This window comes from Paraglaciecola psychrophila 170 (genome assembly GCF_000347635.1).
GTDB classification, from domain to species: domain Bacteria; phylum Pseudomonadota; class Gammaproteobacteria; order Enterobacterales; family Alteromonadaceae; genus Paraglaciecola; species Paraglaciecola psychrophila.
Map to the genome: position 1 here is coordinate 4,742,336 of NC_020514.1, position 13,921 is coordinate 4,756,256.

Annotated in this window: 14 protein-coding genes and 1 pseudogene; 11 read left to right on the forward strand and 4 right to left on the reverse strand. The window is 39.7% G+C overall.

All coding sequences use genetic code 11. The features are described 5' to 3' along the window. The 5 genes from C427_RS20775 (at nt 1) to C427_RS20795 (ending at nt 6,479) form a co-directional block, all read left to right on the forward strand. Nucleotides 1-1,380, forward strand: a complete 1,380-nt coding sequence (locus C427_RS20775; RefSeq protein ID WP_007643096.1) for a cytochrome ubiquinol oxidase subunit I — start codon at nt 1-3, stop codon at nt 1,378-1,380. After that, a complete protein-coding gene (cydB, locus tag C427_RS20780; RefSeq protein WP_007643094.1) occupies nt 1,377-2,375 on the forward strand; it encodes a cytochrome d ubiquinol oxidase subunit II in 999 nt (332 codons plus the stop codon). Before C427_RS20775 ends, cydB begins: the two co-directional genes overlap by 4 nt. A 397-nt stretch (nt 2,376-2,772) precedes the next feature. After that, nucleotides 2,773-3,321 (forward strand): hypothetical protein, encoded by a 549-nt coding sequence (locus C427_RS20785; RefSeq protein ID WP_007643092.1) that lies wholly within the window; start codon nt 2,773-2,775, stop codon nt 3,319-3,321. Nucleotides 3,322-3,469: 148 nt separating this feature from the next. Then, a complete protein-coding gene (locus C427_RS20790; protein ID WP_226991290.1) occupies nt 3,470-3,796 on the forward strand; it encodes a Rid family hydrolase in 327 nt (108 codons plus the stop codon). Nucleotides 3,797-4,628: 832 nt separating this feature from the next. After that, a complete protein-coding gene (locus tag C427_RS20795) occupies nt 4,629-6,479 on the forward strand; it encodes a choice-of-anchor I family protein (protein ID WP_007643085.1) in 1,851 nt (616 codons plus the stop codon). A gap of 157 nt (nt 6,480-6,636) precedes the next feature. Here C427_RS20795 and C427_RS20800 read toward each other — a convergent pair whose 3' ends face one another. Beyond that, complete coding sequence (locus C427_RS20800) at nt 6,637-7,074, reverse strand: DUF3010 family protein (protein ID WP_007643083.1); 438 nt, start codon at nt 7,072-7,074, stop codon at nt 6,637-6,639. Nucleotides 7,075-7,233: 159 nt separating this feature from the next. Between C427_RS20800 and C427_RS20805 the strand changes: the two genes are divergently transcribed. The 6 genes from C427_RS20805 to C427_RS20830 all read left to right on the forward strand — a co-directional run bounded on the left by C427_RS20805 (nt 7,234) and on the right by C427_RS20830 (nt 11,330). Then, nucleotides 7,234-7,893, forward strand: a complete 660-nt coding sequence (locus C427_RS20805; protein WP_007643081.1) for a glutathione S-transferase family protein — start codon at nt 7,234-7,236, stop codon at nt 7,891-7,893. A 79-nt stretch (nt 7,894-7,972) separates the two neighbouring features. Further along, a complete protein-coding gene (locus tag C427_RS20810) occupies nt 7,973-8,167 on the forward strand; it encodes a CPXCG motif-containing cysteine-rich protein (RefSeq protein WP_007643079.1) in 195 nt (64 codons plus the stop codon). Between the two features lie 19 nt (nt 8,168-8,186). Further along, on the forward strand, nt 8,187-8,543 hold the full coding sequence (locus C427_RS20815; protein WP_007643077.1) for a hypothetical protein: 357 nt from the start codon (nt 8,187-8,189) through the stop codon (nt 8,541-8,543). Between the two features lie 158 nt (nt 8,544-8,701). Further along, a complete protein-coding gene (locus C427_RS20820) occupies nt 8,702-9,598 on the forward strand; it encodes a hypothetical protein (RefSeq protein WP_007643075.1) in 897 nt (298 codons plus the stop codon). Nucleotides 9,599-9,968: 370 nt separating this feature from the next. Beyond that, a complete protein-coding gene (locus C427_RS20825) occupies nt 9,969-10,412 on the forward strand; it encodes a YtoQ family protein (protein ID WP_007643070.1) in 444 nt (147 codons plus the stop codon). A gap of 81 nt (nt 10,413-10,493) precedes the next feature. Continuing rightward, nucleotides 10,494-11,330 carry a bifunctional allantoicase/(S)-ureidoglycine aminohydrolase gene (locus tag C427_RS20830; RefSeq protein WP_007643068.1) on the forward strand — a complete coding sequence of 279 codons (837 nt, stop codon included), beginning with the start codon at nt 10,494-10,496 and terminating at the stop codon, nt 11,328-11,330. A 253-nt stretch (nt 11,331-11,583) separates the two neighbouring features. Here C427_RS20830 and C427_RS20835 read toward each other — a convergent pair whose 3' ends face one another. The 3 genes and pseudogenes from C427_RS20835 to C427_RS20840 all read right to left on the reverse strand — a co-directional run bounded on the left by C427_RS20835 (nt 11,584) and on the right by C427_RS20840 (nt 13,756). Beyond that, nucleotides 11,584-12,042, reverse strand: coding sequence for a GntR family transcriptional regulator (locus C427_RS20835; RefSeq protein WP_007643066.1), 459 nt, complete (start codon nt 12,040-12,042; stop codon nt 11,584-11,586). Between the two features lie 63 nt (nt 12,043-12,105). Beyond that, a pseudogene (locus C427_RS28915) lies at nt 12,106-12,225 on the reverse strand (GntR family transcriptional regulator); the annotation flags it as partial. Between the two features lie 547 nt (nt 12,226-12,772). Next, nucleotides 12,773-13,756 carry an AraC family transcriptional regulator gene (locus C427_RS20840; RefSeq protein ID WP_015431286.1) on the reverse strand — a complete coding sequence of 328 codons (984 nt, stop codon included), beginning with the start codon at nt 13,754-13,756 and terminating at the stop codon, nt 12,773-12,775. Nucleotides 13,757-13,921: the final 165 nt, after the last annotated feature.

Consider the following 13,921-nt stretch of genomic DNA (forward strand, 5'->3'; position numbering starts at 1 on the left):
ATGGCTGACGTCTTCCTGTTGTCTCGCTTACAATTTGCGACCAACATCAGCTTTCATATTTTGTTTCCCAGCATCACCATCGCGTTAGGCTGGTTCTTATTCTATTTTAAGGTACGTTTTAATATCAGCGGGCATCCTGTGTGGATGCGTATATATCGATTCTGGGTCAAAGTGTTTGCGCTTAGTTTTGCTCTAGGTGTGGTGAGTGGTATTACCATGTCATTCCAATTTGGTACTAATTGGCCAGGTTATATGGAAACAGTAGGTAATATTGCGGGGCCACTTTTAGGTTATGAAGTACTCACTGCTTTCTTTTTAGAAGCCACGTTTTTAGGCGTCATGTTATTTGGTATTCGCCGCGTACCAAGCTGGTTGCATACAGTTGCTACGTTATTAGTGGCGGTGGGCACAACCATTTCAGCTTTTTGGATTATTGCTCTCAACTCTTGGATGCAAACCCCAGCGGGATTTGAAATGCGTGACGGTGTGGCACATGCATTAGATTGGTGGGCTATTATTTTTAACCCTTCTTTTCCTTTCCGCTTATCCCATGTGTTACTAGCGTCTGGTCTAACGGCATCATTTTTAATCGCAGGTATTTCTGCCTTCCGTATACTCAGGGGAGACAACAAAAAAGCACCACGCTTGGCACTTAAAACAGCGGTTTTTGTTGCAGCCTTACTGATGCCTTTGCAAATATTTGTAGGTGACTTACATGGCTTAAATACCCTCGAACACCAACCACAAAAAGTGGCTGCGATGGAAGGTATATGGGATACCCAAAAAGGAGTACCTCTTTTATTATTTGCAGTGCCCGATGAGAAAAATCGCACCAACCATTTTGAGATAGCCATTCCAAATATCACTAGCATCATTTTAACCCACGACCCAGATGGCGAGGTTCAAGGTCTCAATGATTTTATTGGCGAACATCCGCCTGTTGCGCCGGTGTTTTATGGATTTCGTATTATGGTGGGTATTGGCATGTTAATGCTTGTCATTGCTTGGTTCACCAGCTTCAAATTGATCCGCAACAAACCTTTAAGCAAAGGTGTGTTGTATAGCCTGATGGGTATGAGTTTTTCCGGTTGGATCGCCACACTTGCAGGCTGGTATGTCACCGAAATTGGACGCCAACCTTATTTAGTGTCTGGCCTTCTAAAAACATCAGAAGCCGTTACCGACATTGCTCCAGAAAACGTGATGTTTACCTTTATATTGTATTTAACTGTGTATGTTGGTTTATTGATTGCCTATTTACATACCCTATTCTTAATGGCTCGAAGAGCGGTTGAGATAGAAGAAATCCAACCTGAAGAAAGACTACAACAAAAACACTTTCCCAAAACACTTAACATCACAGCCGGAGAATTATCATGATTGCAGACGCTAACTTACCTGTTATTTTCGCCGGACTGATGGCGTTATCTGTGATTGTGTACGCCATTTTAGACGGTTATGACCTAGGTGTTGGCATATTACTTCCCCTTAACAATGATCAACAAGCAGATCAAATGGTCGCCTCCATTGGCCCCTTTTGGGATGCCAATGAAACCTGGTTAGTCTTGGCTGTAGGCCTATTACTTATCGCTTTCCCCAGTGCCCATAACGTGATTTTAAAGGCGCTTTACATACCCTCTGCCATTATGTTGGTTGGTTTGATATTACGTGGTGTGGCCTTTGACTTTCGAGCCAAGGTGGCACAAGTCAACAAACACCGTTGGAATCAGATTTTCAAATTAGGCTCTTGCATTGCCTCCGCCAGTCAGGGGTATATGTTGGGTAGCTTTGTGATGGGCTTTGAAGATTCGTTTATGGCTTATTCATTTGCCGCATTAAGCGCGTTAGGCGTTACTTGTGCCTACGCATTAATTGGCAGTACATGGTTGATTTTAAAAACGTCTGATGACTTACAATTACGGGCTATAAAATGGGCCAAGTTAACCGGGAAAATCAGTTTTGTGGGTATATTGGCGGTGTGTATTATGAACCCATTGATCAATCAATTTGTATTCGAGCGCTGGACCACCCCACCTTTCGCCTACTTTATGGCAATTGTGCCTTTTGTTTGTTTTACCTTGTTATTTATTGGTAATTTAGTATTAAAGCAATTACCACTAAAAGATGACAGTGGTTGCTGGCTACCCTTTCTTATCACTGTGGTGGTTTTCATATTTTGTTTTTGTGGACTCGCTTTTAGCTTTTACCCTTACGTGGTACCCGGTGAGTTAACTATTTGGGATGCTGCTAGTGCGCCTGAATCGCTGCGCTTTATTTTATATGGGGCGTTAATAGTCATCCCGTGTATTTTGGCTTACACCGTGTTTTCGTATCGTGTATTTTGGGGCAAAGTAGAAGACTTGCGTTACTATTAGCCTAGTTCGATAGCCCAGTTCGCACATTAATGTAATCCATAGCCGAGATAATCATAAATATTACTCGGTTCACACATTTTTATACATGAGGAGAATATATCCTATACGCTTATTTAGCGGAGGTAATATTCTCGATATTATTCGGCACCGATGGGTTTACTATCCCCCAATATTTGCCTAGCACATCACCACTATTACCTAGTTTGACTTAACGGCTAAGTAATATTTTGAGAATATCCCCATTATAAGTTTAATATAGCGTTGCAGACTAAAGAGCGAAGTTTCACCATCTATTTACGATAACTTGCTATAAAAACGCCCCCTCCCCTAGATTTGTCTAGGTGTTTAGATAGATGATAGTCACTAAGGAAATTATCATCTAAGGTAAATGTGAATAATGGAAAATATTACTACTTGGTTCTTCAGAGTAACGAACATTCGATTGATAATAGGTATGTGTGTCGTCTATTTAATATTCCCGCTGTTTCTTTTACCTAATATTATTAACACTGGCAGTGTTGGACCACTCGACTTACTCCTTTGGTATAACCAAGACACGCTGTATCAAATGTTGACAAGTTATGGAGAAACCATTCGTGCCAGATACATAATTGGTTTATTCACCGTAGATTTCGCCTACCCCATTTTTTATGGCACGTTATTGACCATGATTCTGACCTTAATCATAAAAAACTTTTCTATCTCATTTCTTAAAAAAATAATTTTTATGCCTTACGTTGTCGTACTTTTTGACTTAATTGAAAACTCTATGTTGATTTTTCTGCTCAGTACTTATCCGACAAGACATTCTGTAATTGCAAATATGGCTGGTTTTGTTACAGCGACAAAGTGGAGTGGCTTTGCAATTATAACTATGATTTTAATCTATTTAGTTGTTTACGGTATTCGTAGCAGACAAAGTAAAACAACTAATAACGCCCCTTAAGGTGCCATCATGAACGTTATAAATTTAAGATTAGTAACAACCTTTTTCGCTGTTTTGATCAGCATCGTCATTTCCTAGCAAGCATCAGGGGAGCCAGTAGAATATTTCTCTCCCCAGCGAGATATTGATAACAATTACCCTTTTTTGAATGCGGTGCGCGTGGGAAATTTGTTATTTTTCAGGCGAATTATGCACTCTACCGAATACCAGTAAACTGATTGCAGGTGGGATTAAAAACGGAACTCAACAAACTATGGATAATATTCAAGCAAGTTTGGCGAAACATAGTTTAACTATGAACGACTTAGTGAAATGCACAGTGATGTTGGCAGACATAAAAGATTGGCCCGCTTTTAATGAAGTTTATACGGGGTATTTTGCAAAAAACTTTCCTGCTCACAGAGCCTTTGCTACAAACGGGTTAGCCCTTAGTACACGGGTTGAGTTAGAGTGTATAGGGGTACTTAGTCGTTAATGAGAACTGGCCACACCCATCGACAATTCGCCAAAAATGGACTTGTAAAACTAGACACGTCTATAGCACCTTTTGCCCTGTCAAAGGTTAAGCAAGTAGTGGACGTTTCCCACCACGCTTAGTGTACTGATAATTTTGATTTTTATGAAACGAGCGCAATTAACAGTTTAGGCTTAACGTCTTGGCAATATTTGACTGAAGCGCAACGATTAGCTTTATTTTCGTTGATCAGTGATATGCGCTTATTAGAAGCCGTGAACCAAGTCATACAGTCACACGTGTTTATGAGTACTCAGTTATTTTTCGACCCTTTCAATACCAAACAACACAACTATTAGCATCGTGATCCACAATACCATTTGACAGTGGAAGAGCAAAAATTGGCACTGACTGGACCAGAAGTCTTACATGTCAAAATTCCTCTGACTGCGGATGTTGGTTTGAGGTGATCCCCGGTTCCCATATAAACCGAGGATACTGATGAGGCATTGCAAGTCAGGCTGGAGCAAAATGGCCATAAGCATTCTAAAAGCTTATCAAACGGCGTTCCAATACCTTTGATGGTAAGAGATGTACTGCTATTCTCTGCAAATATGATCCACAGAGGCTTACATAGAAATAATAGGCTTGCCCTAGATATATTATATTGTGAGCACGTCCCACAACTAACAACTGAATTGATACAACTAAAACATCAACCTTCCGCACAAATGTTACCTGACTTTGATAAAGCTTATTTCAATGTCATAAAGCTGTCATGTCTCTATCACATTACTGTCATCGTACTTTCATATGCTGCTTGTAATCAAAATAGCATATAAAGGAAAAAGTGATGCAAGTAGTTAAATGTTCTAAGTATTCAGCCCTTGCCTTGGCAATGAGCTTATCGTTAACGGGTTGTTTCTTAGAAGGTGATGATGGTGAACCCGGTGCGATTGGCACTCAGGGTGAATTCGGTAACTCTGGAACAGATGGTAGTGATGGCATTAATGGTCAAGACGCAAATGCCAGTATTAGACTGAGTTTGGTTGGGCGCATCCAACTCAATCCCAGTGATCCTGAAGGCGCTGCAGAAATTGTGCAATTTCACCCTGCCTCCAACACTATCTATGCCATCAATAGTGCAGCTAATGAACCAACCATTGAAATCATTGATGCTTCATCTTTGACATCAGATGCTTTGTCTAATCCTCTATCGAGTGAGAATCTAACATCCACGGCACTCATGCTACCGACTGAGCAAAGCGGAATAGTTTTATCTGGCCCTACCAGTGTTGCAGTTTCAGGAGACTGGATGGCTGTGGCCGTACCCGCTGAAGATAAAGCAACAAATGGTTTTGTATTGTTTTATAACGGTCTAGATACGTCTTCGCCAACGTTTGTAAAAGCAGTAGAAGTCGGCAACTTACCCGATATGGTCACCTTCACACCGGATGCCAGTAAAGTATTAACGGCTAATGAAGGTGAACCAAGTGGTGATTACACTATTGATCCAGAAGGTTCGATATCAGTCATCACCATTGCAGATGGTTCGCCCAGCGACATCTCAACCACTATCAGCTTCTCTGACTATAACGGCAAACAAGCTGATCTCGAAGCTAAAGGCATGCACTTCCCTAATCCATCCGGTCGCACAATTAATGGCACGTTGATCACCACAACGGTGGCGCAAGATTTAGAGCCAGAATACATCACCACTACTAATGAAGTTGCTTACGTTACACTTCAAGAAAATAACGGTTTAGCCATTGTTGATTTGAGCGACAACAGTGTGAAAGTGATAGGGCTTGGCTTTAAGGATTGGAGTGAGTTTCAGATAGATGGCATGGAAGATGGCACTGTGAGTTTTGGTCAATATGACGGCCTGTACGGTATGTATATGCCTGATACTATCGCCTCATATCAATGGAAAGACGCAAACTTTTTGTTGACCGCAAACGAAGGTGATGCACGAGAGTATTACTTCGATACGTTAAATGCTGACGGCTTGCAAGATGAAGACTTATGCACCGCCGCAGGTGGCCAAGACTTTGACGAGGATGATGGTTGTTTGTCTTATACCGAAGAAACTCAAGCACGACGTCTTGCTTTTGCGCCGGGATCAAACCTAGACACCATAGCCGGTGATGATCCAAGAGATTTTGACTTCACTGCCTACCCACTAGGACGCTTAAATGTGACCAAAGCATTGGGTGACAGTGACAATGATGGTGAATATGAAGCGCTTTACGCCTACGGTGCTCGTTCATTCACTATCTGGGACAGTAATGGCCTAGTGGTATTTGATTCAGGTGATGATTTTGAGCGCATTAGCGCTTCTATTCATGGCAATGCATTCAATAACAACAACGATGAAAATGAAGGAGACTCTCGCTCTGCCAACAAAGGCCCAGAGCCCGAAGCATTAACGGTTGGTCAAGTAGGTGATAAAACCTATGCCTTTATTGGTATGGAGCGTTTAGGTGGCATTTTTGTTTACGATGTGACTAACCCATACGACGCTAAGTTTGTTGATTATGTGATTAATCGCGACCTTACTGAAGGGGGTGACTTAATGGGTGATAGCGGCCCAGAAGGCATGGCGTTTGTTAATTCAACCGATAGCCCAACAGGTAATGCTTTAGTCATTATTGGTAACGAAGTCAGCGGTACAGTATCGGTATGGCAGATTACTGAGGAATAAAAGATAATGAACCACAGAGATCACAGAGGGAAGAAGAATTGCCTAATATTCACTTCTATCTCTGAGTTCGCTGTGGCGTTTATTTAGTTTTGGATGCGAGTTAAACCAAGTATTTTCAGGTTGAGTTTTTCTTTAAGCTCGTAACTCGCGTTAACTTTTAAAGTGCGTATTTATCTTTCATCAAATACGCATAAGCAGTATTAAAAGCGACTTCTTGAAACATCTTTAAGCCGGTGTCGGGCATAGGTACAAGCACAGGATTGCGCTTTAATGATTCTTTGATAGCGGTGGGAGACAACACTATTACTTCAACATCGTCTAATAATTCTAACGCAGCTTCCATTTTAAAGCCTATTGCACCACCAGCAAATTTACCTTTCATCGGTCGTTGGCGAATAACTATTTGGTCTATTTTGTAATCTTGTACTAATTGCGCAAAGGTTTTATGAAAATAGCATAAATCTTTAGCGATTGCGTTTTTAGGCAATGATAATTTGCGCGTATGGCAATCAGGAATTTGGAAAACCTCTTCAGCCAAAGATAACAAACAAATATTTGCATCATTACCACTTAATTCAACACCGATTACTCGCATAACTAATTACCTTACGTTTAATATTAACTTCAATTGTGAGGATTATAACTTAAATCCTAAAAATGAGTGATACCAATACATCAATAAAACGATGTTGAGTGAAATGCTACTTTATATCAACATACCCCAGCGCTAAATTACCAATTCAAAGGTTCAAAAATGTTAACTCTGTATGGTTTCGACGTCAGTAACTACTTTAATATGATTAAACTAGCCTTGGCCGTTAAAGGTGTTGATTATAAAACAGTCACTCTTTACCCCAATCAGTCAGCTGAATATCTCAGCAAAAGTCCAATGGGTAAAGTACCGGCTTTAGAGACTGAGCAAGGTGTGTTAACTGAAACCAATGTCATTCTTGAATATCTTGACGACACCTATCCAGATAATCCTTTATATCCCGGTAATACGTTTGAAAAAGCTAAGATTAGAGAATTAGTTAAAATGACAGAGTTGTATCTGGAGTTACCCGCTAGGCGTTGCCACCCTGAAGTATTTTTTGGACAACAGGTCGATGAACTAACTAAAAAAGAAGCCAAACGTGCTTTATGTAAGGGAATCGAAGGCTTGGCCCGCTGTGCTCAATTCAGTCCTTATTTGGCAGGTGAGCAACTAACTGCAGCAGACATAGTATTTCTGTATAGTGCTGATTTGGCTTCAGTGGTGGCTGATAAGTTATTTGGTCTTGATTTACTCAACATGGCACCGGGTGCGAAACAACTTATGGCTTCATTAAATCAGCGAGAAGATGTGATGAAAATCGCCGAAGACAGAAAGCTTGGCAATATAAAATTCAAAAAATATATTGCGAGTGTCACTTAAATATTGCAATAAGTGATCGATTAATTAATCATCAGTGTATTAGGGTTAAACTATTCTAAGATTTTTTAGGGAAGAAAAAATGAATCTGATCGCAAACGCTGAATTTAGTTGCCCTTATTGTATGGCTACAAATAATATCCAAATTGATGAAGATAACGATTTAAATCAGCAACAAATTGTTGATTGCCAAATTTGTTGTTCACCTATCGAGGTCGTTGTTACAACTGGTATTCACGACAAATTTAATATTGTCGCAACTACTGACAACGAATAAATAACCAATAGGTCTCTATATGATAGATGTTTTTAACGCCACTCCAACATTACTCGCAAAAATCCAACAAGCAGCAAATGAGAGAGCTTTGCTGCAGTTGGTTACTGAACACATTCAAAGTTATGAATTTTCTACTAAGGTAGATATTGATGAAATTGACTTAGCATTTGCTGCATCTGGTGGTATGACTCGCTGGGTTAATGTCGACAATCTAAAAATCAAATGCGATCCGCTGCCAGATAGACATACCACCTTTGGTGACATTTTGATTGAACAACCTCAAGGATATGTCAACTTAGCGACCCCGGCAGGGTTTATTCCATTAGTTGACGTTGTCTACTCACTGGGTCAACTTAGTTTGAAAAAAATTAACTAACCTATGTGTAAATAAGATAACACCGATAAATTGCAGTTTATGTTAAGTTGGTGTTGGCCTAATCATGTTTATGTGCATTGAGTAAAAATCATCCTATGATCAGGGTATCTCGCAATCCTATCCGATGGCTTGTCATAATAGCGTTTATAAGTGTCCATTTGCCTATCTTTGCACAGCAGTTATCCTTTAATAAATCTAAACAAAATAATGAGATGTTTTTCAATTACACTTGGTCCAACCATCAAGAACAAACAACCGACATCACGTTCGCGTTACCGTTGCGCCAAGTCAATAAGCAAACACACAAGAAATTCATTCCTGACTTAGCCCAGCAATATGTCTATATTGAAATACATAAAGCCGCTCGCAAAATCGAGCCAAGAGAGGCCCGCGTTCAGATTCATCGTAGAGGTCAAGACATTCAAATTCAAGTCACCAGTAGATCAAACAATCTTCTAGCTAAGTGGCAGCGTTCCATGAACCAAAGCAAAGAAAAGGCCCTCAACCAATATCTGCGAGATAATTATTATAGTCACTTTCGCTCACATTTAGGTCAGAAAACAATAAAACCTGATCATCTGCGCTATATTTCTGAAAACACAGCGGCTCTGCTGCCTTTAGCCCAAGCCGTATATGACAAATTACCCACCAATAGTGAAACACGTGCTTATGTCAATTTAGTGCTTAGCTGGGTACAAAGCATCCCCTACAATGAATTAAAAAATCGCTTAGCGTCTAACGGTGCAGGCTATTTACCGCCACTATCTGTGGTAGCCAATAATCAAGGAGACTGTGATAGCAAAACAGTCTTGATGGCAAGCTTAGTGCGTTCGTTATTACCAGATGTAAAAATGACCATGGTGTTCCTTCCCAACCATGCATTATTAGGTATCGTTCTCCCATTTAGAACCGACGAGCAAACCTTAGATATAGATGGCTTGAACTATTTACTAATGGAACCAACAGGCCCAGCAAAAATCCCCCTAGGCGAGGTTGCCAATCGCAGTGCCCGATATATAGCCGGCAATATGTATAGCCTTGAAGAAGTGCTTTAGCCTAAGCACTTTGCGTAGAGTAAATTATAGAACAGCCTTCGAACATTTATTGCCATCAATCATGCTAATTTCTGTAGTTATTCCATGCTCTGTTCGAGTGAAAAGGTCATTGATAAGGTTATATCAATTCTGCTTTTTACTGCCAATAACAAAACCCAAATGATCCAATCTTTATATACTCGTCTATTTATTTATGCCTTGATATTTATTGTTTAGACCGTTTATTACCCCCTGCATATCGTTGACAATATTGCATACAATATATATTGTTATTGCAAAAAATTTAAAAACAATCCGTTGTCTGGTCATAGGTTTTAGCAATAAAACAGTCTCGATAATAGACACACTCACCATTATATTGGAAAACTGAATGAAGCATTGGACCGTATATTTATCTGGCGAAATCCATACCGACTGGAGAGAGCTTATTATTCAAGGCTGCGAAGATCTTGGATTAGACATATCATTCACATCTCCGGTTACTGATCACGACTCTAGCGATGCAGCAGGTGATTTTTTGGGGCATGAAAACATTCAATTTTGGCGTGACCATAAATCTTCAAAAGTGAACGCCATTCGTACTCAGGCGTTACTCAAAGCCAGCGATATTGCTATTATTCGATTTGGTGACAAATATAAACAATGGAATGCGGCATTTGATGCAGGTTACTGTGCTGCACTTGGCAAAACTTATATCACCTTGCACAACGAGAACATCATTCATCCGTTAAAAGAAGTGGATGCTGCAGCTATGGCTTGGGCTCAAACCCCTGAGGATGTAGTTACATTACTCCATTACGTTATTGCATCATAAGGCAACGACTCTCAGGTTCATTTTTAGCCTCTTTGGGCATTCGATACTTGAAAATGGGTAACACACATAGAGGAACAAAACATGTCGACTCAAAACACCTATTACGCACCTAAAGGCGGCCTACCGCCGCAAACACAGCTGCTTTCAGACCGTGCAATATTTACTGAATCTTACGCCATCATCCCGAAGCGCGTCCTTACCGACATTGTAATTAGTTACTTACCATTCTGGGAAGGCATGCGGATGTGGGTTATCGCTCGCCCTTTATCAGGCTTTTCTGAGACATTCTCTCAATACATCGTTGATGTTGCACCAAAAGGTGGTTCAGACAAACCAGAACTCGACAGCGCCGCTGAAGCGGTTCTGTTTATCGTTGAAGGTGAGATGGATTTGGTTATTGAAGGAGAAACCCATCACTTAATTGAAGGCGGTTACGCATACTTACCGCCAGGCTGTAATTGGACCTTAAAGAACAATGGCAACAATCAATTAAAGTTTCATTGGATACGAAAGGCTTACCAATTTGTAGAGGGTATTGATGCCCCAGAAGCATTTGTCACCAATGATAATGAAGTTGACGCGATTGCAATGCCAAACACTGGCGATGTATGGAAAACAACACGTTTCACCGAACAAAATGACATGCGTCACGACATGCACGTTAACATTGTCACCTTTGAGCCTGGCGGCGTGATCCCATTTGACGAAACCCATGTTATGGAGCATGGTCTTTATGTGCTAGAAGGTAAGGCCGTTTATCACCTAAATGGCGAATGGGTTGAAGTAGAAGCAGGTGACTTTATGTGGCTGCGAGCCTTCTGCCCACAATCTTGTTATGCAGGCGGTCCAGGACCATTTCGTTATTTATTATACAAAGACGTAAACCGTCATATGCCATTTATTCGTCCAACGAATTAAAGAAAAAACAGAGAGCGTTAAATAAAAAAGAGCACATCGGTGCTCTTTTTTTACACGTCAGTATTAGGTAATTAAACCCTATCCTATGTTAACCAAAATAAGTACACACTAATTTGAATCCTGCCCACCTATTCATCCTCTGGTGTATATCAGCTGATAAATAATAGATTTTAACTAATAAGTGCTTTTTGAATAAACGGGTAACCTCATGGCTTTCTTCACTATTTTTCAAAAAAATAGTGTTTATTGCTGACTATCGTTTGCGAAATATATCTTCTAAGTCCGAAACAACTTCACGTTCGTCTAACTTAGGTCTGTCCTCAATACCTTGAATGTGTTTTGCCATCAGGCTAGATGCTTTTGCAACATCACCATTTTGCATAACGTCGATTAGTTCAAAATGTTTAAAATGAGAACACTTGGGCTGATCAGGTCGTTCATACAAAACGATGACTAATGATGTTTGAGGAACAAGGGTTGTGGCAATCCATTCCAATGTTACATTACCCGATATTTTAGCCAGTAATAAGTGAAAATCTCCGGATAAGCGGATACCTTTGGATATTTCTTTGTGTTCAATTTTGTCTTGTTCTGACGTTACAATTTCTCTTAATAATTTATAATCTTTTGGAGTGGCATTTTTAATCACATCTTCAACAATGGCAACTTCAATTAGCTTTCTAGCACTGAGGATATCTTTGGCCTGTTGCACACTTGGACTCGCGATATACGCGCCTTTATGTGGTTCAATCTGAAGAATATGATCATGAGCACGTCAAAGCAAAGCACTGCGGATCGTAGTACGAACAACCCCAAAAATTTTAGACAAATTATCTTCAGTGAGCTTCGTACCAGGTTTTAATCGAAACGACAGGATCGCCTCAAAAATTTCTAAGTAGACATCCTTATCGTTTGCTCTTTTTTCTTACTTATACCACCTTCTTGCACTTTCATTGGTTCCCGGTCTTTATATTATAAAATTCCAATTGAATAACCTGTTCTTAAAAAGAACCAAGCATTTCGGTACTTAATACGCTGTTAATTCAGACGAAGTAAGTATTTTTAAGTAAACCCAGCTTAAAAGGCAGTGTCAAATAGAGATATTTAAAAGTGTTAAGGCTTGGTACAGACACCTCACATTATTCTTATAAATCTTGAATGCATTAACAGGCAATAATTTATTTTGTATTAGATTTTGCCCCATGACTTAATATTTTAAGGATTAGATAACCATTGTGCCAAATTAGAAAGCTATACTTGTCGTCGTGACAACTGATAAATAAGAACTAATACTTCCAAACTCTATGAGTGTTAGTAAAACAAGGGGGTTTTAAGCACATTATATAAATCCTGATGGCAACCTGTTAAATATAGAGTGTGTATGATAAAACGCCTATTGCTCAAATATTAAAGTCTAAATTGCTTTAAGCAGTTACCAATATTTAGTCAAAGGGTCGGTTACATGTTGATAATGTTTCATTTCGAAGCGCTGTTGGGGTTTTATTAGACCAACGTTTAAAAGATCTACGAAAGTTTGCTGCATCACTGAAACCTAATAGGGCCGCTATTTCATTTATGGTTAGCTGTGTACCCGTTAAATACTCATGTGCCAGTTTATTTCTAACTTGATCGAGTAATTGTTGGAATTTATACCCCTCTTTGGCCAATCGACGTTGCAGAGTGCTTTCGCTCATGTGCAATTGATTTGCAACACGCATACTGGTTGGGAACTCTGTCCCTGCCTGTAATAGAACTTCTTGTACTCGCTCACTCACCATGCCTCTATGAGTATCTCTGGATAATAGTCTATCGCATTCTCTTCGAAAAATATCTCTAGCAACGGGGTTAGCAGTTACAATACCCAAGTTTAAACCTGCTTCATCAAAACTTAGCACACTTCTATTGCTGTTAAATTTTACTTTTGAACCAAATAATCTTTGATAAGGGCCTTTATCGTATGCTGCATCATAATCAAACTCTACATGCACTGATGTTCTGCCTTTTGGGATCAGAGTATTTCCGCTTTGTATGATCGCAGCATAAAGCAGTTCAATGTAGAAACGTTCCAAATCATCGGGTAAATGTGGTGCTTTTATTAATACATGAACACGACATTCCCGTGACACCACTTTTACATCTAAACTGGGTAATAAGGCTTTGTTGTAGCGTACCATCAGCTTTAGAGCATCGCCTAGAGTGGCACTGGTAATGATTGCATATCCAAAAATGCCTTGGGATGGAATATCCATGCTCGAACCAACCAATAAACCCAGCTGACGATCATTACTCACTTCAATCGCATTGGTTGAGATGGTATCAAGTTGTTGAGCAGTTAAATTTAACTCTTTTTCGAGATCAACTTCATTGATGCCAGAATTTTTGAAGAGATAACTTACGTCTAATTGACGTGCGTCCAAAACTCTCATTAATGTTTTTATATAATATGAATGCATTTTTGATAAATACTATTAATTGCAGGTTGAAGGTATTTGACACCATGATTGATGGTATTTAACCCCTTACTTTCAGATTGGTCAACTATAATCTCCTTCGATATTTTGTAAGCTAACGAACACAGTAGGGTAAATAGT

Excerpts from the sequence above, each read along its gene's own strand:
- C427_RS20795 (WP_007643085.1), top strand. The coding sequence starts at position 4,629 with ATGCAAGTAGTTAAATGTTCTAAGTATTCAGCCCTTGCCTTGGCAATG.
- C427_RS20785 (WP_007643092.1), top strand. The coding sequence starts at position 2,773 with ATGGAAAATATTACTACTTGGTTCTTCAGAGTAACGAACATTCGATTG.
- C427_RS20805 (WP_007643081.1), top strand. The coding sequence starts at position 7,234 with ATGTTAACTCTGTATGGTTTCGACGTCAGTAACTACTTTAATATGATT.
- C427_RS20800 (WP_007643083.1), bottom strand. The coding sequence starts at position 7,074 with ATGCGAGTAATCGGTGTTGAATTAAGTGGTAATGATGCAAATATTTGT.
- C427_RS20790 (WP_226991290.1), top strand. The coding sequence starts at position 3,470 with ATGCGGTGCGCGTGGGAAATTTGTTATTTTTCAGGCGAATTATGCACT.
- C427_RS20775 (WP_007643096.1), top strand. The coding sequence starts at position 1 with ATGGCTGACGTCTTCCTGTTGTCTCGCTTACAATTTGCGACCAACATC.
- C427_RS20810 (WP_007643079.1), top strand. The coding sequence starts at position 7,973 with ATGAATCTGATCGCAAACGCTGAATTTAGTTGCCCTTATTGTATGGCT.
- cydB (WP_007643094.1), top strand. The coding sequence starts at position 1,377 with ATGATTGCAGACGCTAACTTACCTGTTATTTTCGCCGGACTGATGGCG.
- C427_RS20825 (WP_007643070.1), top strand. The coding sequence starts at position 9,969 with ATGAAGCATTGGACCGTATATTTATCTGGCGAAATCCATACCGACTGG.
- C427_RS20830 (WP_007643068.1), top strand. The coding sequence starts at position 10,494 with ATGTCGACTCAAAACACCTATTACGCACCTAAAGGCGGCCTACCGCCG.
- C427_RS20840 (WP_015431286.1), bottom strand. The coding sequence starts at position 13,756 with ATGAGAGTTTTGGACGCACGTCAATTAGACGTAAGTTATCTCTTCAAA.
- C427_RS20815 (WP_007643077.1), top strand. The coding sequence starts at position 8,187 with ATGATAGATGTTTTTAACGCCACTCCAACATTACTCGCAAAAATCCAA.